The organism is Brevibacterium sp. SIMBA_078, assembly GCF_046534565.1.
In the GTDB taxonomy this organism is placed as follows: domain Bacteria; phylum Actinomycetota; class Actinomycetes; order Actinomycetales; family Brevibacteriaceae; genus Brevibacterium.
Genome location: NZ_JAWRYQ010000001.1, coordinates 117,282 through 142,834, shown reverse-complemented (window position 1 = coordinate 142,834; position 25,553 = coordinate 117,282). Strand labels below are relative to the sequence as shown.

The window sequence follows — 25,553 nt, the reverse complement described above, 5'->3', positions numbered from 1 at the left end:
CCGCCAGCGGACCCATGCGCGCCCGCCGCACCGCGTCCCTTAGACTGAGTTCCCTATGGGTTACTACTTGACGACAGCGATTGCCTACCCCAACGGGGCCATTCACATCGGGCATGCCTATGAGTACATTGCGGCCGACACGATCGCCCGGTTCAAGCGACTGGACAATCACGATGTCTTCTTCTGCACCGGCACGGACGAGCACGGACTGAAGATGCTGCAGGCGGCGAACAAGCTCGGCATCACCCCCAAAGAACTCGCTGACGACAACGCGAAGAACTTCCGCGACACCCAGCTCGCTCTCGGCTCGACCTTCGACCGGTTCATCCGCACCACCGACGAAGACCACTACGCCGCCTCGCAAGCCATCTGGCGCAAGCTCGAAGAGGCCGGCGACATCTACCTCGACACCTACTCCGGCTGGTACTCCGTGCGCGACGAGGCGTTCTACACCGACGACGAGACCGAGGTCGTCGACGGCGTGCGCCTGTCCAAGGAGACCCGCACTGAGGTGACCTGGACGGAAGAGGAGAGCTACTTCTTCCGCCTCTCGAAGTACCAGGACAAGCTGCTCGAGCTGTACAAGAACCACCCCGAGTTCATCGGTCCCGACTCCCGCCGCAACGAGATCGCCTCGTTCGTCGCATCCGGGCTCAAGGACCTCTCCATCTCCCGCACCACCTTCGACTGGGGTGTGCCGGTGCCGGGCAACGACAAGCACGTGATGTACGTGTGGATCGACGCACTGACGAACTACCTCACCGCCGCCGGCTACCCCGATGACCAGGAGCGCCTCAGCAAGTGGTGGCCCGCCGACGTCCACATCATCGGCAAGGACATCATCCGCTTCCACTCGGTCTACTGGCCCGCGTTCCTCATGAGCGCCGGCATCGAGCTGCCGGGGCGCGTCCACGCCCACGGCTTCCTCTTCAACTCCGGTGAGAAGATGTCGAAGTCCGTCGGCAATGTCGTCGATCCCCTCGACCTCGTCGACGCCTTCGGCTTGGACACCCTGCGCTTCTTCCTCTTCCGCGAGTTCTCCTACGGCCACGACGGCTCGTACACGAAGGACTCGATCATCACCCGGAAGAACTCCGACCTCGCCAACGAGTACGGCAACCTCGCCCAGCGCTCGCTGTCGATGATCCAGAAGAACTGCGACGCCCAGGTGCCGCAACCAGGCGAACTCACCGAGGCGGACGAGAAGCTCCTCGCGCTCGCCCGCGCCGTGCCCGACACCGCCCGACGCCACGTCGACACCCAGGCCCTCCACCTCTATGTCGAGGCCTGCTGGAAGGTGCTGTCCGAGGCCAACCGCTACTTCTCCGCGCAGGAGCCGTGGAAGCTGAAGAAGACCGATCCCGATCGCATGGCCACCGTGCTGTGGGTGACGATCGAGGCCGTGCGCATCATCTCCATCCTCATCCAGCCGGTCATGCCCGATTCCGCGGGCAAGATCCTCGACCTCCTCGGTGTGCCCGCCGGAGTCGGTGAGGCCGGCGCGAAGGTCCTGCCGACCGCCGTCGAATCCGGGTCCGGCGCCGAGGCGATGGGGGCCGTATCGGCGAGTGCGGCCATCGGTGTTGCCGCCGGAGCCGCCTACGCGTCGGCCGCCCTGGCGCCGAATGTCGCCGAGGCCGCTGCCGATGGCATCGCCGCCGCTGAGGCGGATCCCCGGTCGTTCGCAGCCGTCGGGTTCCCGCTCGAGCCGGGCACGCCCCTGCCGAAGCCCGAACCCGTGTTCCCGAAGTTCGTGGAGGAGACCGAATAATGGCCTCGCGCGCCGCCGGAACCTATCCACCGGTGCCCGAACCGCTCGCTCACCCCATCGTCGACACCCACACCCACCTCGACATCTGCACAGGTGTGCGGCTGCCGCTGGGTGCCGGTGAACCCGAACCCGAGGTGACCCCGGACGCGGACGAAGAGTTCCCGTCGCTGGATTTCTTCCATGACACCGCCGCCGAGGCGGGAGTTCGTCGCATCGTCCAGATCGGCTGCGACCTTCCGGCAGCCCGGTGGACGACCGCGCTCGTGGCTTCCCAATATTCCGGCACCCCCGCCGAGGCGGCCGACCCCCGCACCGTGCCCGCTCCTCCTGCCGAGGGTCGGACGTGGATGATCGGCGGAGCCGCCCTCCACCCGAACGAAGCCCCGCGGCTGGCCGAGCGCGGCCTGCTCGACGACGCTCTCACCGAGATCGAATCGCTCGTGAGCTCGCATGATCGTATGCGTGTGGTGGGGGAGACCGGCCTCGATTACTTCCGCACGGCAGAAGAGGGAGTCGCCGAACAGCAGCGTTCTTTCCGTGCCCATATCGAGATCGCCAAGCGCACCGGACGCGCTCTGCAGATCCACGATCGGGAGGCACATGCCGATGTGCTGCGCATTCTCAAGGAGGAAGGCGCCCCCGATGTCACGATCTTCCACTGCTACTCCGGCGACGAGGCGATGGCCCGTGAATGTGCTGCCGAGGGTTACTACATGTCTTTCGCCGGCAACCTCACGTTCAAGAACGCCGACGAGCTGCGGCGGGCAGCGGCGGCCGCTCCGTTGGAGCTGCTGCTGACGGAGACCGACGCACCCTTCCTCACCCCGCACCCGCATCGCGGGAAGCCGGGAGGTCCCTACCTCACGGCGATCACTGCGCGGAAACTCGCCGAGGTGCGTGGGATGAGCGAAGAGGATCTGTGCGCGGCCGTATGGAACAACGCGGAGCGAGCCCTCGGCAGCTGGGACTGACAACCTCGGGGGAACTGGGCTGAGGATCCCTTTCACCCGACGAGGCGGCCGGTCGCCGGGTGCTGTCGCACAGCGTCCGCTGGGCCGACTGAACCCAACGATCTGTGAGCGAGGTAACGGGACGCAGCGCCGCCTCGGCGGGGACGTATCACGATCGGGAATGCCCCGGAAACACGGGGAACTCCAGGTCAGACGCGCCCTCAGGAAACTCACACCGTTACATTTCCGTGATATTTTGCGAACCGTGTAACGAATCGGTTACAGTGAACAGGTCGATAAACTCTGCTCAGGGATATTTTTGTGATTGATTTTCTGAAGAACCGCAAGGTTCAGATCGCTGCACAGGCGGTCGTGATCACTGGACTCGTCGGTGGCACGGGCGCAGTTGTGACCATGAACAAGCCCGTGACCTTGGAGGTCAACGGACAGGCCGAAGAGATCCGAACCTTCGGTGGAACGGTCGGGGACATCCTCGACAGCCACGAAATCGATGTCGATAAGCGCGACCAGGTCAAGCCCGGTGTGGGCACCAAGGTCGACCGTGACATGACGATCACCGTCAACACGGCCAAGAAGGTTGCGCTGTCCGTTGATGGCAAGGAAACGAACGAATGGACCAACGCGAACACCGTGGGTCAGGCTCTGGCCGACCTCGGCGTCGACGCGAAGGGCGCCGATCTCAACGCGAAGGCCAGCCAGCGTCTGAAGGACGAAGGCAATGACATTGAGGTGACCACGTCGAAGGACCTCACCGTCGTCGCCGACGGCAAGGACCACAAGGTCTCGGCCGCTGTGGGCACCGCCAAGGAAGCCCTCAAGGACACGGGCGTCAAGCTCGACAAGGACGACTTCCTGTCCGTGCCGATGTCCGCCGAGGTCTCCGACGGCCAGGTGCTGACCGTCAACCGCGTGAAGAACGACACCGTCAAGGACAAGCAGGCCATCAAGGCCAAGGTCGAGACCAAGAAGTCCGATTCCCTCTACGAGGGTGAGACCAAGGTCGAGACCGAAGGCAAGGACGGCGAGAAGCAGGTCACCTACAAGGTCAAGACGATCAACGGCGAAGAGGTCAAGAAGGAGAAGAAGGACGAGAAGGTCCTCTCCGAACCCAAGACCAAGGTCGTCATCCAGGGCACCAAGAAGAAGGAAAAGCCGGCTGACACCGGCGGTTCCGACTCGGGTGACTCCGGCGATTCCGGTTCGGGCGACTCCGGCGACTCTGGCGGAGATTCGAGCACCGGCGGCGGCTCCGGCTCCGGTGGTGGCGACATGAGCACCGCGGAGATCAAGGCCATGCTCGGCGGACCCGGATCCAAGTGGTACCAGGTCGCCAAGTGCGAATCGAACTTCAACCCCCGTGCGGTGAACAAGTCGAACAACGCACACTTCGGCCTGTTCCAGTTCAAGCTCCAGACCTGGCAGTCGATGGGCGGCAGCGGCAACCCGGTCGACGCCAGCCCGCGTGAGCAGTTCGAGCGGGCCAAGAAGCTCCAGGCTGCAGCCGGCTGGGGACAGTGGGCCTGCGCCTGATCTGAGATCAGGTGTGCAGCTGCCGACTGGGCACTTGCAAAGGCTATGAACTCTGGCCGCCATTGACAACAGATATCGACAACTGAGCTGAGGCGGTCAGCAAGGAGCGTGGGCCCCGAGGAGAGATCCTCGGGGCCTACGCTTTTTGGTGTCTCGCCGCTCCGACTTCCAGGCCCAATCTGAACTTTCGCCCAGAGCATGACGAATTGTTGGCACTCAAGTTGACCGAGTGCTAAGAGCGTTCTAGAGTCGAATTAGCACTAGCACTCATTGAGTGCCAGTTTCATGAGACGGTCGAATCGCTCGGCACCCGCGACGACGAGAGGTTCATGGCAGCAGCCGCCGTCTGACTCGATGAAATAGAACCCAGCGAAGGGAGAGGGCCCGATATGTCGGTCTCCATCAAGCCACTCGAAGATCGGATTGTCATCCGTCAGGTCGAAGCAGAACAGACTACCGCCAGTGGTCTGGTCATTCCCGAAACCGCCAAGGAAAAGCCTCAGGAAGGCGAAGTTGTCGCAGTGGGCCCGGGCCGCGTTGCTGACAACGGAAACCGCGTGCCGGTCGACGTCGCCGTCGGCGACAAGGTCATCTACTCCAAGTACGGAGGCACCGAAGTCAAGTACGCAGGCGAAGAGTTCCTCGTGCTCTCGGCTCGCGACGTGCTCGCCGTCATCGGCTGAATCCCCTGAACAACTACTTCACTGACAGGAGGACGAATGCCTAAATCATTGGAATTCAACGACGAAGCCCGTCGTGCACTCGAAAAGGGTGTCAACACCCTGGCCGACACCGTCAAGGTGACGCTGGGGCCCAAGGGCCGCAACGTCGTGCTCGACAAGAAGTGGGGCGCTCCCACAATCACGAACGATGGTGTGACCATCGCCCGTGAGGTCGAGGTCGACGATCCTTACGAGAACCTCGGCGCACAGCTGGCCAAGGAAGTCGCCACCAAGACCAACGACATCGCCGGTGACGGAACCACCACCGCGACCGTGCTCGCTCAGGCCTTCGTCAACGAAGGACTGCGCAACGTTGCCGCAGGTGCCGCACCCGGACAGCTCAAGCGCGGCATCGAGACCGCCGTCGAGGCCGTCTCGCAGCAGCTGGGCACGATCGCCCGCGACGTCGCCGACTCCTCGGAGATCGCACACGTCGCCGGTCTGTCGGCTCAGTCGCCCGAGATCGGCAAGCTCATCGCCGATGCCTTCGACAAGGTCGGCAAGGACGGCGTCATCACGATCGACGAGTCGCAGGCTGCGTCCGTCGAACTCGAGATCACCGAAGGAATGCAGTTCGACAAGGGCTTCCTGTCGCCGCACTTCGTGACCGACGCGGATCGCCAGGAGGCTGTGCTCTCCGACGCTCTCATCCTCATCAACCAGGGCAAGATCTCCAACATCCAGGAGCTCCTGCCCGTCCTCGAGAAGGTGCAGCAGGCCGGCAAGCCGCTGTTCATCATCGCCGAGGACATCGAGGGTGAAGCTCTGTCGACCCTGGTCGTCAATAAGCTGCGCGGAATCATCAACGTCGCCGCCGTCAAGGCTCCCGGCTTCGGTGACCGTCGCAAGGCCATCCTCGAGGACCTCGCCGTCCTCACCGGTGGCCAGGTCGTCACCCCGGACATGGGCATGAAGCTCGACCAGGTCACCCTTGAAGAGCTCGGCAACGCCCGCACCATCACCGTCACCAAGGACAACACCACCATCATCGATGGTGCCGGTGCCGACGATGCTGTTGCCGGTCGTGTCGCTCAGATCCGCGCCGAGGTCGAGAACACCGATTCCGACTGGGACCGCGAGAAGCTGCAGGAGCGCTTGGCCAAGCTCTCCGGCGGAGTCGCCGTCATCAAGGTCGGCGCCGCCACCGAGGTGGAGCTCAAGGAGCGCAAGCACCGCGTCGAAGACGCCGTGTCCGCTACTCGAGCCGCCATCGAAGAGGGTGTCGTCGCCGGCGGTGGATCGGCTCTGATCCACGCTGCGAAGGTCCTCGACGGCAACGACCTCGGACTGTCCGGTGACGCACTCACCGGTGCCGAGATTGTCAAGCGCGGAGTCGTCCAGCCGCTGCGCTGGATCGCCGCCAACGCGGGCCAGGACGGCTACGTCGTCGTCGCCAAGGTCGAGGACCTCGAGTCCGGCCAGGGCTACAACGCCGCCATCGACGAATACGGCGACCTCATCGGTGCCGGAATCATCGACCCCGTCAAGGTCACCCGTTCGGCGCTGCGCAACGCCGCTTCGATCGCCGCCCTGGTTCTCACCACTGAGACCCTGGTCGTCGAGAAGAAGGACGAGGAGGACGAAGACTGAGCCATCCGCTCGGACTGAGTCACCTCTGACCACGACAGTGGCCCGGAACATCACGTTCCGGGCCACTGTCGCATTCACCGTCACCGAGGCGGCACAGCGTCGCGACGGGGCGGCACAGCGTCGCGCCGAGGCGGCACAGCGTCGCGACGGGGCGGTAGAGCGTCGCGCCGGCGTGTCGTCGCTGCTGGCGAGGCTCCATTCGGCTCACCCTTCTCTGGAATGCACACCGAAGAACGTAGGCATTTCGGAGCAGGGTGTCCCAAAGAATCTGCTTCGGCTGCGACCGTGTCATAGTTGCCGGCTTTGAGCCCGCGCGGAGCGCCCGGCCGTAGCGCGTCCGGACGTAGGGCACTCAATCGTCGGTGTGCTCGGGCCTGCTTAGTCGCGCTTCGCTTCGACGTGCGCTCGCAGGCGGGCGAGGTCCGCGCGGACCATGTCGGCGTCGCGGTCGAACTCGGCGTCAACGACATCCGGCAGACCGGACAGAGTGAAGACCACCTTGGCGCCGGTGCCGTTGGCGAGCACCCGCAGGGGATTGTGAACGACCGTTCCGTCGGGGAAGATCACGTCGTGATCGAGGATGCCCAGCTGCGTGTGCGGGCCGAAGCGGACCTCGACCTCACCCATCGGGGAATCCGTGATCCAGCGGCCGCCCTCCTCGCGGATACCATTGCTCAGTCCCGCTGCCCAGGCCGGAAGGTTCGCGGGATCCCCAGCGAAGGCGGCCACCTCGGTGGGGGAGGAGTTGATAGGTGTCGAGAGGTGAAGCGCTGGATTCGTCATCTCTCCAGTGGACCACAGCAGGGCACAAGCGGCCAGGAAACCTGCCGTACACAGCTGGCTCACACCTACTGGCCAGTCGCTTTTCATGTTTCTGAGCGCCGATCCTCGTTAGTCTGGAAATGACAGCTTGCACCGACGCATGAGGAATCTATGACCACCGGCCCAACGATGCCCATCGCCCGACTTCGCGACGTTTCGAAGGTCTTCGATCCGAAAGGGGCCGCGGTCACGGCTCTCAGCGAGGTCAGCCTCGACATCGCACCGGCCAAGCTGACCGCGGTGATGGGGCCCTCGGGCTCGGGAAAGTCAACACTCATGCACGTCCTCGCCGGACTCGACCGTCCCACCTCGGGCACGGTCCACCTCGGCGATCAGGAGATCACGAAGCTGCGCGACGACGACCTCACCGCCCTGCGCCGCCGCCGGATCGGATTCGTCTTCCAAGCGTTCAATCTCGTGCCCACGCTTAACGTCAAGGAGAACATCCGGCTGCCCTTCGAACTCGACGATCGCCGGCCCAATGCCGACGAACGCGCCTGGATCACCACGGTCGTCCACCGCCTGGGACTGGAAGACCGCCTCAAACACCGACCCAACGAGCTCTCCGGCGGTCAACAGCAGCGCACCGCCATCGCCCGGGCACTCGCAACACGCCCCGACATCCTCTTCGCCGACGAGCCGACCGGCAACCTCGACGCGAAGTCCGGCCGGGAAGTCATGGCGATCATGGTCGAGGCCGTCCGTGAGTTCGGCCAATCGATCGTGCTCGTCACCCACGACCCGATCGTCGCCGCCCACGCCGACCGTGTCATCTTCATCGCCGACGGCACCCCGGTGACGGAACTGAACGACACCATCACCGCCGAAGCGATCGCCTCGACCATGCTCGACATCGACGAACGCGCCGAATCCGCAGTGAGCCGATGAACCCGCTGCGCGAAATCCGAACCAACCCGCGGCAGTTCTTCCCCAGCGTCCTCGTCGTCTTCATCGCCGCCCTCTTCGGCACCGCGATCATGCAGGGCATCGCGATACTGACCGCGTGGCTGTCGTCTGAGAAGATCATCGCCGAGTCCGAGACCGCGCAGAACTTCCTGTCGATGATCGGTGTCACCTTCTTCCTCATCGCTCTCTTCGTCTCCGCGATCGTCATCGCGAACACGTTCTCGATCATCATCGCCGGTCGCAGCCGCCAGCTGGCTCTGCTGCGCCTCATCGGGGCGTCGTCGAAACGGCTGCGCAGGGCCGCCTCGTTGGAAGGCCTGATCATCTCCGTCCCCGCCGCGGTGCTCGCCTTCGCCGCGTCGACCGGGCTGGCGCGAGCGGCTCAGAATTTCCTCGGCAACGCCATCACCGAGGAGGTCGCTCTCGTCACCCCGACCATGGCCGTTCCCGCGCTCGCCACGATCATCGTGACCTGGCTGTCGGCGTACTTGGGCGCGCGCCGCATCACGGGGATCTCTCCGATCGAGGCGACCTCGCAGGCGGTCGAAAGCCGCCCCGAGGATGTCCGTGCCTCACTCGGGGGACTCACGGCCTCGCTGATTCTGCTGTCCATGGGCCTGACGTTCCTCGTCAATTCCGTGATCGGAGCCGCCGACCATCGAATCAGCCTGATGAGCGTGGTGCTCACTGCGTTTGGCTCGAGTCTGACCTTCCTCGGCGTCATCATCGGCCATCCGTGGATCCTGCCGCCCCTGCAGGCGGCGATCGGCTGGCTGTGCGGACGCACTGCTGTGTCCCGGTTGGCCGCCTCGACGATCGCCCGCCATCCCACCCGGAACGCGCGCACGGTCATCGGCCTCGTCATCGGCATCACGCTCATCGTCATGTTCGCCACCGCCATGACGACCTTCCGCGATCAGCTGCTGCGGTATGCGCGCTCCCTCGGTGAAGAGGGGTGGGGCGGTCTCGAGGACGCGCTGGCCACCGTCATCGACAAGTCGATGCTGTTCGCGCTGGCCCTCATCCTCTTCTCCGTGATCATTGCCGTCATCGGCGTCGCGAACACCCTCATGCTCTCCGTGCGCCAGCGCACTCAGGAGATCGGGCTGCTCATGGCGCTCGGCCAGACCCCGAAGCGCGTGCGTCGGATGATCACGGCCGAGGGCCTGCAGCTGAGCCTGACCGCCTGCGCGGTCGCTGTTCCGCTGGGCATCGGCTTCGGCTGGGTCGGCGCGCTGACCCTGCTCTCGCCCCTGCTCGGCCTCTTCGCGCCGAGTGTGCCCTGGGTGGTCGTCATCGCAGTCGTGGCCGGCACCCTCATCGCCGTGTTCGTCGCCAGCCGCGAACCCGCCCGCGCGGCCACCTCGATCAGTCCCGTCGAGGCGCTCGAAGCCGTGTGAAGTGCGGGCCGGTGATGCTGACGGCCCAGTTTGAGTTGAGAAGCCCACGTTAGAAACTGGGCTATTCGACTCCAACTGGGCCGCAGCGAGTCCGTTCCAACTTTAGGTACAGGTTTCTCTGGAATGCACAGCGAAGTAAGTGAGCATTTCAGAGATAACAGTGACCTGATCGTCCTCTGGCGTGCAGCTGAGTGGGGTGGTCGCAGGGTGCGTCGAATTTGGACGCCAGCATGTGTCTGGCTAGGGCATGTGGGGGAGTGCGGCAGGGCTCGGAAGACCTGTGTCCTCAGCCGCGCGTACGCGGAGGCGCAGGAAGCCTCGCCGGTACGCGAGGACGCACCGGAACTCAGCCGCGGCGGTGAGCGGAGACGCACCGGCGGCGGTCGACGCGCATGACCCGGCCGCGGTTGCGCAGGCGACGCTGAACGCAGTCCGGCGGTCCGTCGAAATCCGGTCGCGGAGTGCGAGAGACGACAGCAGGTTTGTGCTCGAGGGCGAATGGATCGGTCTCCCATTCCGGGGCGCGTCGCGCACCGAACTCAGAAGTTTCGATGAACGACCGGAACTCTGCGACCAGGCGCTCCTGCATGTCGTAGAGGCTCTCATCGTTGCCGGGGTAGTCGAGGAGGACTTCAATGGCCTCCCCGGCGACGACGATCCGCGCGAAGAGCCGACGCTCGTCTTCGGTATCGCGGAGCATCGCGATGCTGTCCCACTCGTGATCGGCGAACATCGCGAGAACGATCGGAGTGACGACCTTCTCGCAGAGGACATCCTGCGTGAGTTCGATGCGGTCCATGTGTCCCACCATATGTGCTCAGTCGTCGGGAGCTCGAAGGTGTCTCGGAGTTTTGCGGAAACCGCGGCCGATCTGCGGTATGCGGCAGACTTCGTGCGGTTCCGTGCCACTGCATTCGCGACCGCGATGACGATTCCGGATCCTGCCTCCGGAATTGCGGGATCGGCTGCACGGCTGCGGGAGCCTGCCGCATAGACTTGGCCCCATGCCCCGCAGTCCGCTCCCGCCCCGAGAAGGAATCTCGGCGACCGCGCTGCGCGCCCCCGGCGGCAAGGCCACCCATGCGAAGAATCACCTGCCCGTTCCCGACTCGATCGGGGCCTGGCTCGAATCCGAATTCCCCGAGGCGTCCCCCGACTCCCGACGCGCGCTGATGACAGACGGGGACATGCGCGACGAGGCTGGGCTCCCGGTGGCCTGGGACGACCCGGTCATTCCCGGTGGGTTCTACTTCTTCCACCGACCGGTCCCGCCGGAAGAGCGAATCCCGTTCGAGGTCGGGATCGTCTTCGAGGACGATGACCTCCTCGTCGTCGACAAACCTCATTTCCTCGCCAGCACCCCGAACGGACGGTTCGTCCGCGAATGCGTCGTCACGCGTCTGCGCGTCGACCTCGGCCAGCCCGACCTCGTCGCCATCCACCGCCTCGACCGGATCACCGCCGGACTGCTGGTCCTGTCGAAACGGCCCGAGACACGCGGCCGTTACCAGCGCCTGTTCCAAGACCGACGAGTCAGCAAAACCTACCGCGCCCTGGCGCCGGCCCCGCCGCCGGAGCTCGAATTCCCACTCGTCCGCGAATCGCGCCTGGTCAAACCCGTCGGCGGACGCCAGGTGCACGAAGTCGCAGGGGAGCCGAACGCGGTCAGTCGGATCCGACTGCTTCGAACCATCACCACCAGGACCAGTGTCTCGGGTGCCGCGTGGCCGCCTCAGCGTGAGGGATCCGACCACGAACAGCGAGACAGGTGGGAAGGCGAGAGAGGAGCGCCGCCTCGGCGAGAGGATGCCGACGTCGATCCTCGTGATCGAACAAGGTGCGAGGACGAAGCGCCGCCTCGGCGAGGGGTTGCCGAGTACGAGCTGAGCCCGGTCACGGGCAAGACGCACCAGCTGCGGGTGCACATGAACGCGCTCGGGCTGCCCATCCTCGGTGATCCGGTCTATCCGGTCGACCTCGCCCCGGACCCCTACGACTTCTCATCACCGCTGCAGCTGTTGGCCGCGAAGATCGAATTCGATGACCCGCTGACGGGGCTGAGCCGACGATTCGAAAGCGCACTCGAACTCGATCCCGCCGCAGTCAGCTCCGATCCAGTCGAAACCCGGTAGCCTGGTGTTATGAGTCCACACGCCCCCGGATGCACATCAGAGGCCATCGTCGCCCTTGTCCGCACCCGCATCACCGACGGTGAATACCCGGCAGGAAGCCCGGTCCGCGATGGTGCCTTGGCCAAGGAATTCAACGTTTCGCGCAACACCGCCCGCGAATCGCTGAGCCTGCTGCGCCACGCCGGGCTGCTCACTCAGGAGCCCAACCGGGGCTTCTTCGTCTCCACCTTCGGCATCGACGAACTCAAGGACCTCTACCGCGCCCGCCGAGTCTTCGAGATCCGCGCCGTCCAGGAATCTCAGGACGCCACCGACGAGGCGATGGCCGCCGTCGAAGCTTCCGTGGTCCGGGCCGAAACCGCGCCGAAGAACGAAACCTGGGCCGATGCTCAGGAGCACTCGGCATCGTTCCACCGTGCGATCGTCGGGCTGCTGGGCTCACCGCTGCTCGACGAGTTCTACCTCAACCTCATGGCCAGGCTGTCGACGACGTTCTCGCGCTCGCCCGAACCCGGTAAATACCACTCGCACTGGGCGAATCCGCATCGGGACATCCTCGAGAAGATGAAATCCGGGGATCGGCAGGGGGCCGAAGGACTGCTGCGCATCCACCTCGACGACTCCGAAGCCTCGACCCTCGACCTCGCACGGTCAGTGGGGGAGGGGCGGTAGGGTTTCCCGCACGAATCCGACAGCTTTTCCTGTGTAGCCAGTCTCACAGTGCCCGGTGCTTGAACCCATAGCGGTCGACTCTCTCGCTCCGATAGCATTGAGCCACCGTATCTTCGCGTCGAAAGGCTGTTTTCATGGGAAACCCTGAGCAGGAATCACAGGCCGCAAACGATCCGTTCTCGCTGACGGGACTCACGTATGACGATGTCCTCCTCCTGCCAGGCGACACCGATGTCATCCCTTCCGAAGCCTCCACCGCCTCCCGGCTGACCAAGGAGATCGAGCTCAACATCCCGCTCGTCTCCGCGGCGATGGACACCGTGACCGAATCTCGGATGGCGATCGCCATGGCCCGCATCGGCGGTCTGGGCATCATCCACCGCAACCTCTCCGCCGAGGATCAGGCGAACCAGGTCGACTACGTCAAGCGCTCCGAATCGGGCATGATCAATGATCCGCTGACGATCACCCCGGACAAGACGCTGGAAGAGCTCGACGAGATCTGCGGCAAGTACCGCATCTCCGGACTGCCCGTCGTCGATGAGAACAATGTGCTCGTCGGCATCGTGACCAACCGCGACCTGCGCTTCGTCACCCGCAGCGAATTCCCCACACGCACCGTCGCCGAGACGATGACGAAGATGCCGCTGGTCACCGCGCCCGTCGGCGTGGCCGCCGAGAAGGCCTTCGAGCTGCTCGCCGAGCACAAGGTCGAGAAGCTGCCTCTCGTCGATGACAACAACGTCATCCAAGGCCTCATCACCGTCAAGGACTTCGTCAAGACCGAGGAATACCCGCTGGCCACCAAGGACGACGAAGGTCGCCTGCGCGTCGGTGCCGCCGTCGGGTTCTACGGCGACGCCTACGAGCGTGCCGGAATGCTCGCCGAGGCGGGCGCCGACGTCCTCGTCGTGGACACCGCGAACGGCCACGCTCGCGGAGTCACCGACATGATCAAGAAGATCAAGTCCGACCCGGCGTTCTCCGCCGTGCAGATCATCGGCGGAAACGTCGCTACGAAGGAAGGCGCGCAGGCGCTCGTCGAGGCCGGAGTCGACGCCGTCAAAGTCGGCGTGGGACCCGGATCGATCTGCACCACCCGCGTCGTTGCCGGTGTCGGCGTCCCGCAGGTTACCGCCGTCCACCTTGCTGCACAGGCCGCTCAGGCTGCCGGAGTTCCTGTCATCGCCGATGGCGGTCTCCAGTACTCCGGTGACATCGGCAAGGCTCTGGTCGCCGGTGCCGACACCGTCATGCTCGGCTCCCTGCTGGCCGGATGCAACGAGTCGCCAGGCGAACTCATCTTCGTCAACGGCAAGCAGTACAAGGCCTACCGCGGCATGGGTTCGCTGGGCGCGATGGCTCCCCGCAAGGGCAAGTCGTATTCGAAGGACCGCTACTTCCAAGCCGATATCGCCACCGACACCGACCTCATCCCCGAGGGCATCGAAGGCCGAGTCGCCTACCGCGGTCACCTCAAGCAGGTCGCCCACCAGCTCACCGGAGGCCTGCGCCAGACGATGTTCTACGTCGGCGCACGCACTGTCGGCGAGCTCAAGGCCAAGGGCAAGTTCGTCCGCCTGACCACGGCAGGGCTGAAGGAAAGCCACCCGCACGACATCCAGATGACCGTCGAGGCCCCGAACTACGTCGTGAAGTGACGTAGGCGGGCACCTCTGACGGTGTGCCTCTGGTCAGTGAGAAGCCGCAGTTTCCGCATTTGCGCGGAAGCTGCGGCTTTTCTGAGTGCGGGGTCGGCTGAGGGCGTGGGGAGAATTCCTGGCTGTTCAACGGGAAGCTGTGGCTCTGCAGCGCCTGAGCTGATTGTTGGTTCGATCCACGGTGTTCTGCGGTCTGAAACCACCGTGGATCGACCCAACAATCCGCGGTCACCCGGGCGCCCCGAATGTCTCACGATGCTGGATGACACACCCCGATGTGACGAATGCCACGCGCTCATTTTCCGGCCGATGCACCCGTAGTGCGAACGGTCGCCTTGCCTTGTGAGCGCTGGGAAGCGGCGGCATCGGCCCCGGTGAGGGGTCTACTTCCGTAGTCATCGAATCCGGCCAGAGGCTCTTCGGAAACGCATTAACTTAGGGTAGGTTTCCCTAATGCGAGCCGCGCTTTGCGGTGCGCATCATCGAAGGAGGAAACCTCACAGTGACGACTTCTCTGCTCTATGACACCGAAGCGACACCCACTTCAGCACCCCTTCAGACTCCCGAAATTCCCCACACGAACTCCGACCTCAACGCACCGACCGCGGCGCCGGAAGTCGCGAACCCCACCCTCGCCGACGTCCAGAACCCGACCCGCACCGATGCCCTCCTCGGCGCCCACAGCGCAGACGAGTACACATCGCTCATGCACGACGTCGTCGACATCCTCGGCATTCGGTTCCGCACAACTGAGCGCGCCGCCTCGGCGAAGGAACGCTCCGGGCTCCAGGCCGCCGTCGACGCCGTGGATCTCGACACCGCAGGCGTCGGCAACGCCGAAGCCCTGCGCGAGGTCGACGCTCTCTACGCCGACAATGCCGTGTGGTTCCACCACCCCAGCTACGTCGCCCACCTCAACTGCCCGGTCGCCGTGCCCGCCGTCGCCGCCGAGGCGATGCTCGCCGCCATCAACACTTCGGTCGACACCTATGACCAATCCGAGGTCGCCACCCTCATGGAACGCCGCCTCATCGACTGGACCTGCGGTCACCTCGGCTTCGCCGGCGGCGACGGAATCTTCACCTCCGGAGGCACCCAATCGAATCTCCAGGCGCTGTTCCTCGCCCGCGAAAACGTCCTCGCCGAGGCTGCGGGACATGGTGAGGCCGATGACGCCGAATCCCGCCGAGGCGGCCCTGACCTGGGCGCGCCCAAGCGCCGCGACCTGCTGTCCCAGCTGCGGATCCTTGCCACCGACCAGGCCCACTTCTCCGTGTCCCGCGCTGCGTTCCTCCTCGGTCTCGACGCCGAGGCGGTCGTGACCGTCCCGACCGACCGGTCCGGCCGCATGGATGCCGAAGCGCTCAACGCCAACCTGCTCGCGATCGAGGCGAACGACCAGATCCCCATGGCCGTCGTCGCCACCGCCGGAACCACCGACCTCGGTGTCATCGACCCGCTCGAGACCATCGCCGAGGTCTGCGAATCAGCGAACGTGTGGCTGCACGTCGACGCCGCATACGGCGGCGGACTGCTCTGGGCCCCACAACGAGCTCACCTGCTCGACGGGATCTGCCGGGCCACCTCGGTGACCATCGACTTCCATAAGACGTTCTTCCAGCCCGTGTCCTCATCGGCCCTGCTCATCAGGGACGCGAGTCTGTTCGCGCCGACGATCCACCACCACGACTACCTCAATCCCGAAGCCGAAGCGCAAGAAGCCGACGCCGAACCGAACCAGGTCGACAAGTCCCTGCAGACCACCCGCCGCTTCGACGCGCTCAAGCTCTGGACGACGCTGCGCGCCCGCGGAGCAGGGGAGATCGGATCGATGCTCGACGCCGTCTGCGACCTCGCGACCGACGTCCGGGCGCTGCTCGAGGACCAGGCGGACTTCGAAGTGCTCGGCGCCTCGGACCTGTCCACGGTGCTCTTCCGATTCACCCCGGCGACCGCGGACCAGGTCACCTGCGACGAACTCGTCCCGCTCATCCGTCGAGTCCTCTTCCGCTCCGGCCGCGCAGCCATCGCCCGCACCGTCATCGACGGCACGCCGTGGCTCAAACTCACCCTGCTCAATCCCGACACCCGCATCGACGACGTCACCGCCGTGCTCGACCTCGTCCGTGCCACCGGGCACGGCATCCTCGCCGGCCGGGATCTCGAGGACGCAGCGACAGAAGGAGGCGCAGCATGAGCGCAGATTCCACGCCCATTCACGACATCCTCGGCGTCGGCATCGGACCCTTCGGACTCGGACTGGCCGCACTGTCGGAACCGCTCGACGACGTCGACGCTATCTTCCTCGACCAGCGCCCCGAATTCCGCTGGCACCCGGGCATGATGATCGAAGGCTCGACCATCCAGGTGCCGTTCCTGGCCGACCTCGTCACCATGGCCGACCCCACCTCGCCGTACTCATTCCTCAACTTCCTCAAGGAGCGCAAGCGGCTCTACCCGTTCTACATCCGCGAATCGTTCTACCCCCTGCGTGCTGAGTTCGACGAGTACTGCCGGTGGGTCGCTGCCCAGCTGGATACGCTGCGTTGGAACCGTCGCGTCGTGTCCGTGACCAGGGACGACGGTGTGTACACCGCCCTCGCCGAGGTGGTCGATGACTCCGGCTCGATCCTGACGACCGAGACCTACCGCGCTCGGCATCTCATCCTCGGGGTGGGAACGCAGCCGGTGCTGCCACCTGCGCTGCAGGGACTCGGGGGAGGCGACGGTACTGAAGCAGCCGGCCCGCTCATCCACACCGCCGACTATCTCGAGAACCGGGAAGCGCTGCTCGACTCCGGAGCGATCACGATCATCGGCAGCGGCCAGTCCGCCGCCGAGATCTACCGTGACCTCATCGACGACGCAGAAGACCGCGGAGTGCGCCTGGACTGGGTGACCCGGTCGCCGCGGTTCTTCCCGATGGAATACACAAAGCTCACCCTGGAGATGACCTCCCCGGAGTACACCGACCACTTCCGGGCTCTGCCCGATGAGCTGCGCGAACGCGTCGGCCGGGAACAGCGCACGCTGTACAAGGGCATCTCCGCCGACCTCGTCGACGACATCCACGACACTCTCTACCGACTCAGCCGCGGCGGGCGGCAGCTGCTGACGAACCTCGTCTCCGAAGCCGAACTCGAAACCGCCGAGATCGATCCGATCAGCGGCGAATACCTGCTCGGCTTCCGCAACACGGCACTGGACAAGACGTTCACCCGACGGTCGGGATCCGTGGTCGCCGCCACCGGATACAAATCGCAGGTCCCCGACTTCCTCAGCCCCCTCGGCGACGACATCCGACTGGACTCCCGGGGCCGCCTCGACGTCAGCCGCCACTACACGATCAACGACGAAGGAACCATCCACGTCGTAGGCGGCGAAGAGCACACCCACGGCGTGACCGCACCTGACCTCGGCTTCGGCCCGTGGCGGGCCTCGGTGGTGCTGGCCGCAGTGACCGGCCGGGAACCCTATCCGATCGAACGGACCATCGCCTTCCAGACCTTCGGGGTGCCGGCCGACGAATCCGATGCCGTTCCCGATGCCGCCTTCGCACTCGACGACTCCAAGGAGATGTCACACGCATGACCACCGAACTCATCACCAGCCTCACCACCACCGAGGCTGACGAAACCGACCCGACCGATTCTGCGGTTGATGCGAACGCCACCTGTACGCGCACGGACCGCAGTTCGGACGTGAAGCTCACGGCCGCCTCGGCGACAGTGACCATCCGTCCGCTCGACGTCGACCGGGACACCGCCCGGATCCACGAGTGGCTGACCCACCCGCGCGCTCACTACTGGATGATGACCGACCTCGACGAGAACGAGGCCAGGACCTACTTGGATGGCATTCGCGACTCAGCGGATGACGCCGGTTGGGTCGGCTCCGTCGACGGCATCGACTGCTTCTACGTCGAGACCTACACTCCGGACAGCCTCATCCCGCAGAACGTCGTGGCGACCGGGCCCGCGGACATCGGGATGCATCTGCTCGTCGCACCGCCGGCAGGACCGGCCGTGCACGGCCTCACCGACCGCATCATGGCGGAGGTCATCGACTTCTGCCTCAGGCCGGTTGGCCAGGGAGGACGCGGAGCTGAACGCGTCGTCGTCGAACCCGATGCCAGGAACGACGCGATCATCGAGAAGAACCGAGCGGCCGGTTTCACCCCCATCACCGAGGCGACCATCATGATGGGCGAGATCGAGAAACTGGCGCTCGTCAGTGTGTGCGCCCGCGCGGATTTCGAGGCCAGCGCGCTGGCTCCGTTCGTCACCGCTGCACGGACGTCGCACGTCGGCGAGAGCGGGGAACCGGTCGGCGCCCAGCGGTCCACTGAATCGCATACAGGGCGGAAGGCCGCAACCCCACCGGCACCGTACGCCCACCTCAACGGGGATGCTTTCGCCGTCGTGCAGCGCCACCTCGTCGCCAAAGCCCTGTCCGAATTCGCCCACGAACGACTCATCGCACCGGTGAACGTGGGCGAAGGCGAGCGAGCCGCCGCGAACGGCAGTGCCGATGTGAATGGGGGAGCCGCCTCGGCGAATGGCGAAGGTCAGACCTGGGAAGTGAGCATCTCCGGCGCCAGTCGGTACACATTCACCGCGCGTGTGCTGCCGCTCGAACACTGGGTGATCGACGAAGCGAGCATCACCCGGTGGCGCGACGGTACCGAGGTTCCGCTCGACGCGCAGGAACTCGTCGTCGAACTCCACGACGAACTCTTCATCCCCGAGGACCTCATCTCCACCTACCTCGAGGAGCTCGCCTCGACCCTGGCCGGGGCCGCGTTCAAACTCGAGGACGCTCGGGCCGGGCGCAGACCCAATGCACGTGCACTCGTCGATGCGGATTTCCAGACCACCGAGGCGGCCATGACCGAGGGCCACCCAGGATTCCTTGCGAACAACGGTCGCATCGGCTTCGGCCTCAGCGACTTCCGCAAGTGGGCACCGGAGAACGGTGAGCGGAACCGCATCGAATGGGTGGCAGTGAGGCGCGAACTCAGCCATCTGTCCTTGGGAGTCGGACTCGATGAGGAGGACCACCTCGGTGATGCTCTCAGCGAAGCCGAACGGGATCTCTTCGGGTCCCGGATCCGGGCGGCGGGACAGGATCCTGCGCACTTCCACCTCATGCCGATTCATCCCTGGCAGGCCGACCACCGTCTGGCGATCACCTTCGCCGCGGACATCGCCCGAGGTGATCTTCTGCCGTTAGGTGTTGGGCTCGATAAGCACCAGGCGCAGCAGTCCCTGCGCACGTTCTTCAATCATTCGCGGGCCGGAGCTCCGTATGTGAAGGTCGCGCTCGCCGTGCAGAACATGGGATTCCTGCGCGGCCTATCGCCGAAGTACATGCGTGACACTCCGGCCATCAATGACTGGGTTGCGAATCTCATCGCCTCCGATGACACCTTCGCTGCGGCCGGATTCCGCGTTCTGCGGGAGCGCGCGGCGCTCGGATACACCGGTGATGTCTACCATCGGACGAAGGAGACGAACCCGCACCGGAAGATGCTGGCCGCCCTGTGGCGGGAGAACCCTGTCGAGCAGATCGAACCAGGTCAGAAGCTCATCACGATGGCCGCGCTGCTGCATCGAGATCACCAGGGTGTGTCCTTGGCTGCCGAGCTGATTCGCGCTTCCGGGCTGAGCGTCGGGGCATGGGTGCGCAGCTACCTGCGGGCCTACCTGAAACCACTCGTGCATGCGCTGCTCGCCCACGATCTCGTGTTCATGCCGCACGGGGAGAACCTCATCCTCGTCCTCGACGAGCATGTGGTGACAGGGGCATTCATGAAGGACATCGGTGAGGAGGTCGCCGTCCTCGGCCATCGCGAACTGCCTGCCGACGTCGAACGCATCCGCGCCGTAGTGCCGGGGGAGGAGAAGGCGCTGTCGGTGTTCACCGATATGTTCGATGGGGTCCTGCGGCACCTGTCCGGCATCCTCGACGGCGACGGACTGCTGCCGGCCGAGAGGTTCTGGGCGATCGTCGCCGAGACCCTCGACGACTACGAAGCAGAACACCCGGATGCGGCGCACGGTGTCAGCGGCGACGTGGACCTGCGTGCCGAACACTTCGCCCATTCGTGCCTCAACCGGCTGCAGCTGAAGAACACGAAGCAGATGGTCGACATCGGCAACCAAGCCGAATCACTGCTCTACGCGGGCACCATGCCCAATCCCGTGGCTCGCTGAGCCAGAGGGCGGGCTGCCGACCGCTCGCCACTGCGCTGCGCTGTCGGTGAATCGACGCAGCAGCCCGCGCCACTCGCCGAGGGGGGGGGGCTCCGGAATGGGGTCCCGCCTCGGCGAGTACCATTCACAGTGAAACCGACCTTTGCTGCAGAGCTGACCGGAGACCACTGATATGACTCCCGAGCAGACTTCACTCATCGAACGAATCCGTGCACTCATTGCCGAAGAGACCGCTGTCCGAGAGGTCTCGATGTTCGGGGGCCGCGCGGTCATGGTCAACGAGAAGATGATCGTCAGCGCAGGTAAGACTGGTGATCTGCTCGCGCACGTCGACGCTGACCGTCACGATGAGCTCCTCAAACGACCCGAAGCTGCCCAAGCCGAAATGGGAACCGGTCGAGACATGGGACCGGGGTGGATCAACGTGAGCGCAGATGCCGTCCGTGACGACGAGCAGTTGGCATTCTGGGTTGAGACTGCGTTGGACTTCAATCGCACGATCACAGGCTGATACAACTGCGGAACACAGACAGGCGCGACTGAGTCCGCCGCGCGAGCGGTTAGTATCATTCCAACGGTTGACCGCGCGTCGATGCGCAGAGTCACGAACCGGTTCTCAGACTCAAAGGTGTGCGCATGGCGAAGCAGAACGATCGGCCGACCCTGGCCACGGTCGCTGCGCGTGCCGGCGTGAGCATCAAAACCGCCTCCCGCGTCCTCAACGGCGAAAAGCACGTTGCCGCCTCGACGGCGGAGAAGGTCGAAGCTGCCGCCGAAGAACTCGGATTCCGCCTCAACACCACGGCCCGACGCTTGCGCGCCGGAGGCCGCTCACCCTACATCGGCGTCGTCCTCTCCGACGCAGGGGATGCCTTCCAAGCCCGCGCTTTCGCCGCAGTGGAAGCCGAGCTCGCCGCCCTCGACCTGCGCCCAGTGGTGACCGTGGTCGGAGACGACCCGGACCGGGAGGAAGCCTTCCTCGACGAATGCCTCGCCAACGACCTGACCGGGATCATCGTCATCCGCGCTCACCCCGAGGCGGCCGAGACCTACGCGCGAGCCGCCTCGGCGCCGGGCACCCGAATCGTCTCCCTCGACCCGGCTGTCGAGGGCCCTGGAATCAGCATCGTCGCAGGTGACGATCGTGAGGCGGGACGCCTCGCCGCCGAACAGCTGCTCGCTCACGGGCACATGGCACTCGGCGTCATCGGCGATCATTCGTCCAGCCTCATCACCACCCGCCGACTGCAGGGAATCCAGGACGCCATCGCCGGCCGCCGCGGCGTCGGCTGGCGCGCCTATATGCGCGAAGACGCTCACGACGAAGCCAGCGCGAAGAACGTCGTCGCCGCCTGGCTCGGATCCCGCAGCGCGCCCGGAGCCCTCATCGCCCTGTCGGCCACAGTGACCCAAGGTGCCATCGACGCCTGCCGCCGCCTCGGCGAATGGCCGGCCCTGGTCGGCATCGACGATTTCCCCACGGCTGAACTCCTCGATGTCACCGTCGTCGATCGCAACGTCGAATCCCTCGCCGCCGAGGCGGTCCGACGACTCCGTGCCAGCGCGGATTCCAGCGTCTCCGGGGACCGACCCAGCATTTCCGGGGACGGTGGGGGCCGCCTCGGCGAGGGGACACATCCTGGAGAGAACGTGACTGCAAGGGACAGCAATAACGGTGGCAAGGGGCCGGATTTCGACAATGCAGTGTGCGTCATCGCTCGTGGCAGCGGCGAAGAGCCTCCCGACACCCGCTGAAAACTTTTGCCGAAACAGTTGACAGCAGGCGGCGTTCAGCGAATCATATTCAACAGCCTGACAACGTTGTCAGAAAGATTGAAAGGTTCACAATGAGGCACAACCTTAAGTCCCACAAGAAGCTGGCGCTGCTCGGTGCCTCCGTCGCTATCGGTGCTCTTGCGCTCAGTGGCTGCGGTAATCAGAAGGGCCAGGGAAACGACGAGGCCGACAGCGGATCCGGCAGTGACGGGGACGTCACCATTGCGCTGCTGCTACCCGAGTCGAAGACCACCCGGTACGAGTCGCTCGATAAGCCGAACTTCGAGAAATACCTCAAGGAAGCCAACCCTGACGCGAAGGTCGAATACCGCAACGCCAATCAGGACGCGACTCAGCAGCAGCAACAGGTCGAGGCAGCCGTGACCGAGGGCGTCGACGCCATCGTCCTCGACCCCGTCGACGCTTCCGCGGTCTCCTCCGCGCTGTCGAAGGCCGAAGCGAAGAAGATCCCGGTCATCGCCTACGACCGCTTCTTCGAAGGTGCGGACTACTACACCTCGTTCGACAACAAGAAGATCGGCAACCTGCAGGGCCAGGCCGTCCTCGACGGACTCAAGGACGCCGGAGTCGACCCGAAGTCCGGACCGGTCTGGATGGTCAACGGCGACCCGAAGGACCCGAACGCCGCGGACTTCAAGGCCGGTGCCGAAGAGACCCTCAAGGGCGCGGGCGTCGACATCGCCGCCGGCCATGACACCCTCGATTGGAATCCCGACGACGCCCGCCAGTGGGTCGAAGGTCAGCTGCAGGGCAAGGGCGAGAAGCCGATCGCGATCTACTCTGCCAACGACGGCACCGCTGGCGGTGTCATCGCTGCGACGAAGAAGGCCAAGGTCGAACCCGTCGTCACCGGTCAGGACGCCGAGGTCGACGGGCTGCAGAACATCCTCAAGGGTGACCAGTACGCCACGATCTACAAGTCGATCCCGCCGCAGGCCGAATTCGCCGCCAAGGCCGCCGTGGCCCTGGCCGCAGGCGAGGACGTCGACGCGGGCACGACCTACAAAGACACCCCCACGGACTTCGTCGAAGCCAAGGTCGTCACCACCGACACCATCAAAGACATCGTCGGTGACCAGATCAAGGCCGAGGACATCTGCACCGGCAAGGTGGAGAAGCTCTGTGCCGATGCCGGTGTGAAGTGAGCGCGTGCGCGTTCACAATCTGACGTGACCGACCCCGAGCCGGCGACCGCCACCGGTCGCCGGCTGCCGGGGTCAACGACTGCGACAAGTAGGAACAGATGACACCAGAGACACCCGACCCGGCATCCGCAGCGACGCGGACGCCGGGCAGCGACAGCGAGCCGGTGCTCGAACTGCGCGGAATCAACAAACGGTTCGGTGCAGTCCAAGCCCTGACCGACATCCATCTCAGCGTCGGCCGCGGCGAAGTCGTCGGCCTCGTCGGCGACAACGGCGCCGGCAAGTCGACCCTGATCAAGGTCATCGCCGGAGTCCACGCCGCCGATGACGGCGAGCTCATCATGAACGGGACGGCGCAGAGATTCTCCTCGCCGAAGGATGCACAGAAAGCCGGAGTGGCCACAGTGTTCCAGGATCTGTCCCTGTGCGAGAACCTCGACGTGGTGGCCAACCTCTTCCTCGGACATGAGAAGACCCGCGGCGGCGTCCTCGACGAAGTGACGATGGAAGCCAAATCCTGGGAGCTGCTGCGCAGCCTCTCGGCAAAGATCCCGAGCGTGCGCGTACCGATCGCAGCCCTGTCCGGCGGTCAACGTCAGACGGTCGCCATCGCCCGGTCCCTCCTCGGCGAACCATCCCTGGTCATGCTCGACGAACCGACGGCGGCGCTCGGCGTCGCCCAGACGGCCGAGGTGCTCAACCTCATCGAACGGCTCAAGGAACGCGACCTCGGGGTGCTGCTCGTCAGCCACAATATGGCCGATGTGCAGGCGGTGTGCGACCGAGTGCACGTGCTGCGACTGGGCAAGGATGCCGGTGACTTCCCTGGTGACGAGCGCACCGACGTGCTGGTCGCCGCGATCACCGGAGCCAGCGACAACGTCGTGACCAAACGCGCCGCACGGAGGGGTGAGCGCCGATGACCCGCAATTCCTTCATCACCGATGAGCGGATCTCGTCCGAAGGTGTGGTCGGCACCTTCGTCCGCCGGGTCAAAGAGGGGCAGCTGGGGTCGTTCCCGGTCATCCTCGCTCTCATCGTCATCGTCATCGTGTTCCAGTCGGCCGACTCGAACTTCATCTCTCCGGCCAACCTCGTCAACCTCTCCACTCAGGTCGCGTTCCTCGCGATCCTGGCTCTCGGCATCAACCTCATCCTGCTCCTCGGCGAGATCGATCTGTCTCTGGCGCAGTTGGGAGGTCTGGCCGCCTCGCTGCTCGGAGTTCTGGTGGTGAGACAAGGTGTGCCGCCGGCCCTGGCACTGATCATCATGCTGCTGCTCGGCCTGGTCGTCGGCGCGATTCAAGGTTGGTTCTTCGCCGTCGTCGGCATCCCGGCGTTCGTCGTCACCTTGGCCGGTCTGCTCGCGTTCACCGGTCTGACCCTCACGACTCTCGGCACGCAGAAGAACCTGTCGATGTCGGACACCTTCGCCTTCGACTTCGCGAGCTTCTACTTCCCGGCGATCTGGGCCTATATCTTCGGCGCCGTCGCGATCATCGGCTTCGGCGGCGGCATCATCTATTCGAAGCTGCGCCGCCACCGGGAGGGTCTCAGCGCTCCGAGCTGGACCTCTGTGATCGTGCGGATCGTGCTGCTGGCCGCGATCGTGTTCGGGTTCCTCATCCTCGTCAATCAGGACTTCGGTCTGGCGATGCCGTTCTTCCTCATGATCGTCATCGCGATCATCATCGATCTCGTGCTGCGCAAGACCCGCTATGGCCGGTCGATCTACGCCGTCGGCGGCAAGGTCGAAGCCGCCCGGCGCGCTGGCATCCGCGTGACCTGGGTGCGCATCAGCGTGTTCATGGCCGCCGGAGTGCTGGCCGCACTGTTCGGTTTCATCAAGACCGGTGTGACGACGAATGCGGGATCGACGCTGGTGAGCACGCAGGACCTGCTCAATGCGATCGCTGCAGCCGTCATCGGCGGTACCTCGCTGTTCGGCGGTCGCGGAACTGCTTGGGCAGCCGTGCTCGGTGCTCTGGTCGTCGGTGCGATCAACAACGGTCTCTACCTCATCGGCTTCAACTCCGATGCACAGCAGATCATCACGGCACTCGTGCTGCTCACCGCAGTCGTCGTCGATGCGCTCAGCCGCCGCGGTCAGAGGTACGTCGGGCGCGGGTAGCGGGAAGCCCGCCCTCGGAATTCCGCCGAGCGGGTCGCTCAGCTCCGAAATGGCTCCGTACAGATGGCCATCTCGGATTTGAGCAGCC

General features: G+C 65.0%; 20 protein-coding genes. 18 read left to right on the top strand and 2 right to left on the bottom strand.

What is annotated here, in order from left to right:
- Window positions 1-55: 55 nt before the first annotated feature.
- The 5 genes from metG (at window position 56) to groL (ending at window position 6,584) form a co-directional block, all read left to right on the top strand.
- Complete coding sequence (metG, locus tag SB749_RS00620) at window positions 56-1,771, top strand: methionine--tRNA ligase (protein WP_410708515.1); 1,716 nt, start codon at window positions 56-58, stop codon at window positions 1,769-1,771.
- Complete coding sequence (locus tag SB749_RS00615; protein WP_410708514.1) at window positions 1,771-2,742, top strand: TatD family hydrolase; 972 nt, start codon at window positions 1,771-1,773, stop codon at window positions 2,740-2,742. The genes metG and SB749_RS00615 overlap by 1 nt, the downstream gene beginning before the upstream one ends.
- A 300-nt stretch (window positions 2,743-3,042) precedes the next feature.
- Window positions 3,043-4,272 carry a ubiquitin-like domain-containing protein gene (locus SB749_RS00610; protein ID WP_410708513.1) on the top strand — a complete coding sequence of 410 codons (1,230 nt, stop codon included), beginning with the start codon at window positions 3,043-3,045 and terminating at the stop codon, window positions 4,270-4,272.
- A 389-nt stretch (window positions 4,273-4,661) separates the two neighbouring features.
- Window positions 4,662-4,955: a co-chaperone GroES gene (gene groES / locus SB749_RS00605; RefSeq protein WP_039209993.1), complete on the top strand. Its 294-nt coding sequence runs from the start codon at window positions 4,662-4,664 to the stop codon at window positions 4,953-4,955.
- A gap of 36 nt (window positions 4,956-4,991) precedes the next feature.
- Window positions 4,992-6,584, top strand: coding sequence for a chaperonin GroEL (gene groL, locus SB749_RS00600; protein WP_410708512.1), 1,593 nt, complete (start codon window positions 4,992-4,994; stop codon window positions 6,582-6,584).
- 378 nt (window positions 6,585-6,962) lie between these two features.
- Here the strand turns inward: groL and SB749_RS00595 are convergent, their stop codons facing one another.
- Window positions 6,963-7,367 (bottom strand): SRPBCC family protein, encoded by a 405-nt coding sequence (locus tag SB749_RS00595; protein ID WP_410708511.1) that lies wholly within the window; start codon window positions 7,365-7,367, stop codon window positions 6,963-6,965.
- 150 nt (window positions 7,368-7,517) lie between these two features.
- Here SB749_RS00595 and SB749_RS00590 point away from each other — a divergent pair, with 150 nt between their 5' ends.
- Window positions 7,518-8,294, top strand: coding sequence for an ABC transporter ATP-binding protein (locus SB749_RS00590; RefSeq protein ID WP_410708510.1), 777 nt, complete (start codon window positions 7,518-7,520; stop codon window positions 8,292-8,294).
- Window positions 8,291-9,712, top strand: a complete 1,422-nt coding sequence (locus SB749_RS00585) for an FtsX-like permease family protein (protein ID WP_410708509.1) — start codon at window positions 8,291-8,293, stop codon at window positions 9,710-9,712. Before SB749_RS00590 ends, SB749_RS00585 begins: the two co-directional genes overlap by 4 nt.
- Window positions 9,713-10,058: 346 nt before the next feature.
- Here SB749_RS00585 and SB749_RS00580 read toward each other — a convergent pair whose 3' ends face one another.
- Window positions 10,059-10,511 carry a hypothetical protein gene (locus SB749_RS00580; protein WP_410708508.1) on the bottom strand — a complete coding sequence of 151 codons (453 nt, stop codon included), beginning with the start codon at window positions 10,509-10,511 and terminating at the stop codon, window positions 10,059-10,061.
- A gap of 205 nt (window positions 10,512-10,716) precedes the next feature.
- On the opposite strand from SB749_RS00580, the gene SB749_RS00575 reads away from it, so the two are divergent.
- The 11 genes from SB749_RS00575 (at window position 10,717) to SB749_RS00525 (ending at window position 25,465) form a co-directional block, all read left to right on the top strand.
- Window positions 10,717-11,844, top strand: a complete 1,128-nt coding sequence (locus SB749_RS00575) for a pseudouridine synthase (protein WP_410708507.1) — start codon at window positions 10,717-10,719, stop codon at window positions 11,842-11,844.
- 9 nt (window positions 11,845-11,853) lie between these two features.
- Complete coding sequence (locus SB749_RS00570) at window positions 11,854-12,516, top strand: GntR family transcriptional regulator (protein ID WP_025776861.1); 663 nt, start codon at window positions 11,854-11,856, stop codon at window positions 12,514-12,516.
- A 134-nt stretch (window positions 12,517-12,650) separates the two neighbouring features.
- Window positions 12,651-14,177 carry an IMP dehydrogenase gene (gene guaB, locus SB749_RS00565; protein ID WP_410708506.1) on the top strand — a complete coding sequence of 509 codons (1,527 nt, stop codon included), beginning with the start codon at window positions 12,651-12,653 and terminating at the stop codon, window positions 14,175-14,177.
- Window positions 14,178-14,883: 706 nt separating this feature from the next.
- Window positions 14,884-16,374: a pyridoxal phosphate-dependent decarboxylase family protein gene (locus tag SB749_RS00560; RefSeq protein WP_410709910.1), complete on the top strand. Its 1,491-nt coding sequence runs from the start codon at window positions 14,884-14,886 to the stop codon at window positions 16,372-16,374.
- On the top strand, window positions 16,371-17,768 hold the full coding sequence (locus SB749_RS00555) for a lysine N(6)-hydroxylase/L-ornithine N(5)-oxygenase family protein (RefSeq protein ID WP_410708504.1): 1,398 nt from the start codon (window positions 16,371-16,373) through the stop codon (window positions 17,766-17,768). Before SB749_RS00560 ends, SB749_RS00555 begins: the two co-directional genes overlap by 4 nt.
- Window positions 17,765-20,392, top strand: coding sequence for a GNAT family N-acetyltransferase (locus tag SB749_RS00550; protein ID WP_410708503.1), 2,628 nt, complete (start codon window positions 17,765-17,767; stop codon window positions 20,390-20,392). Before SB749_RS00555 ends, SB749_RS00550 begins: the two co-directional genes overlap by 4 nt.
- Window positions 20,393-20,564: 172 nt before the next feature.
- Window positions 20,565-20,903 carry a TfoX/Sxy family protein gene (locus SB749_RS00545; RefSeq protein WP_410708502.1) on the top strand — a complete coding sequence of 113 codons (339 nt, stop codon included), beginning with the start codon at window positions 20,565-20,567 and terminating at the stop codon, window positions 20,901-20,903.
- A 125-nt stretch (window positions 20,904-21,028) separates the two neighbouring features.
- Window positions 21,029-22,147, top strand: coding sequence for a LacI family DNA-binding transcriptional regulator (locus SB749_RS00540; RefSeq protein ID WP_410708501.1), 1,119 nt, complete (start codon window positions 21,029-21,031; stop codon window positions 22,145-22,147).
- Window positions 22,148-22,239: 92 nt separating this feature from the next.
- The gene (locus SB749_RS00535; protein WP_410708500.1) at window positions 22,240-23,334 is read left to right on the top strand and encodes a substrate-binding domain-containing protein; all 1,095 of its coding nucleotides are present in this window, start codon (window positions 22,240-22,242) and stop codon (window positions 23,332-23,334) included.
- A gap of 98 nt (window positions 23,335-23,432) precedes the next feature.
- On the top strand, window positions 23,433-24,257 hold the full coding sequence (locus tag SB749_RS00530; protein ID WP_410708499.1) for an ATP-binding cassette domain-containing protein: 825 nt from the start codon (window positions 23,433-23,435) through the stop codon (window positions 24,255-24,257).
- Complete coding sequence (locus tag SB749_RS00525) at window positions 24,254-25,465, top strand: sugar ABC transporter permease (RefSeq protein ID WP_410708498.1); 1,212 nt, start codon at window positions 24,254-24,256, stop codon at window positions 25,463-25,465. Before SB749_RS00530 ends, SB749_RS00525 begins: the two co-directional genes overlap by 4 nt.
- Window positions 25,466-25,553 lie beyond the last annotated feature (88 nt).

Bases quoted from the DNA above. Each gene is read 5' to 3' on its own strand.
- metG (WP_410708515.1), top strand. From the start codon at position 56: ATGGGTTACTACTTGACGACAGCGATTGCCTACCCCAACGGGGCCATT.
- SB749_RS00615 (WP_410708514.1), top strand. From the start codon at position 1,771: ATGGCCTCGCGCGCCGCCGGAACCTATCCACCGGTGCCCGAACCGCTC.
- groES (WP_039209993.1), top strand. From the start codon at position 4,662: ATGTCGGTCTCCATCAAGCCACTCGAAGATCGGATTGTCATCCGTCAG.
- groL (WP_410708512.1), top strand. From the start codon at position 4,992: ATGCCTAAATCATTGGAATTCAACGACGAAGCCCGTCGTGCACTCGAA.
- SB749_RS00595 (WP_410708511.1), bottom strand. From the start codon at position 7,367: ATGACGAATCCAGCGCTTCACCTCTCGACACCTATCAACTCCTCCCCC.
- SB749_RS00590 (WP_410708510.1), top strand. From the start codon at position 7,518: ATGACCACCGGCCCAACGATGCCCATCGCCCGACTTCGCGACGTTTCG.
- SB749_RS00585 (WP_410708509.1), top strand. From the start codon at position 8,291: ATGAACCCGCTGCGCGAAATCCGAACCAACCCGCGGCAGTTCTTCCCC.
- SB749_RS00580 (WP_410708508.1), bottom strand. From the start codon at position 10,511: ATGGACCGCATCGAACTCACGCAGGATGTCCTCTGCGAGAAGGTCGTC.
- SB749_RS00575 (WP_410708507.1), top strand. From the start codon at position 10,717: ATGCCCCGCAGTCCGCTCCCGCCCCGAGAAGGAATCTCGGCGACCGCG.
- SB749_RS00570 (WP_025776861.1), top strand. From the start codon at position 11,854: ATGAGTCCACACGCCCCCGGATGCACATCAGAGGCCATCGTCGCCCTT.
- guaB (WP_410708506.1), top strand. From the start codon at position 12,651: ATGGGAAACCCTGAGCAGGAATCACAGGCCGCAAACGATCCGTTCTCG.
- SB749_RS00560 (WP_410709910.1), top strand. From the start codon at position 14,884: ATGCACGACGTCGTCGACATCCTCGGCATTCGGTTCCGCACAACTGAG.
- SB749_RS00555 (WP_410708504.1), top strand. From the start codon at position 16,371: ATGAGCGCAGATTCCACGCCCATTCACGACATCCTCGGCGTCGGCATC.
- SB749_RS00550 (WP_410708503.1), top strand. From the start codon at position 17,765: ATGACCACCGAACTCATCACCAGCCTCACCACCACCGAGGCTGACGAA.
- SB749_RS00545 (WP_410708502.1), top strand. From the start codon at position 20,565: ATGACTCCCGAGCAGACTTCACTCATCGAACGAATCCGTGCACTCATT.
- SB749_RS00540 (WP_410708501.1), top strand. From the start codon at position 21,029: ATGGCGAAGCAGAACGATCGGCCGACCCTGGCCACGGTCGCTGCGCGT.
- SB749_RS00535 (WP_410708500.1), top strand. From the start codon at position 22,240: ATGAGGCACAACCTTAAGTCCCACAAGAAGCTGGCGCTGCTCGGTGCC.
- SB749_RS00530 (WP_410708499.1), top strand. From the start codon at position 23,433: ATGACACCAGAGACACCCGACCCGGCATCCGCAGCGACGCGGACGCCG.
- SB749_RS00525 (WP_410708498.1), top strand. From the start codon at position 24,254: ATGACCCGCAATTCCTTCATCACCGATGAGCGGATCTCGTCCGAAGGT.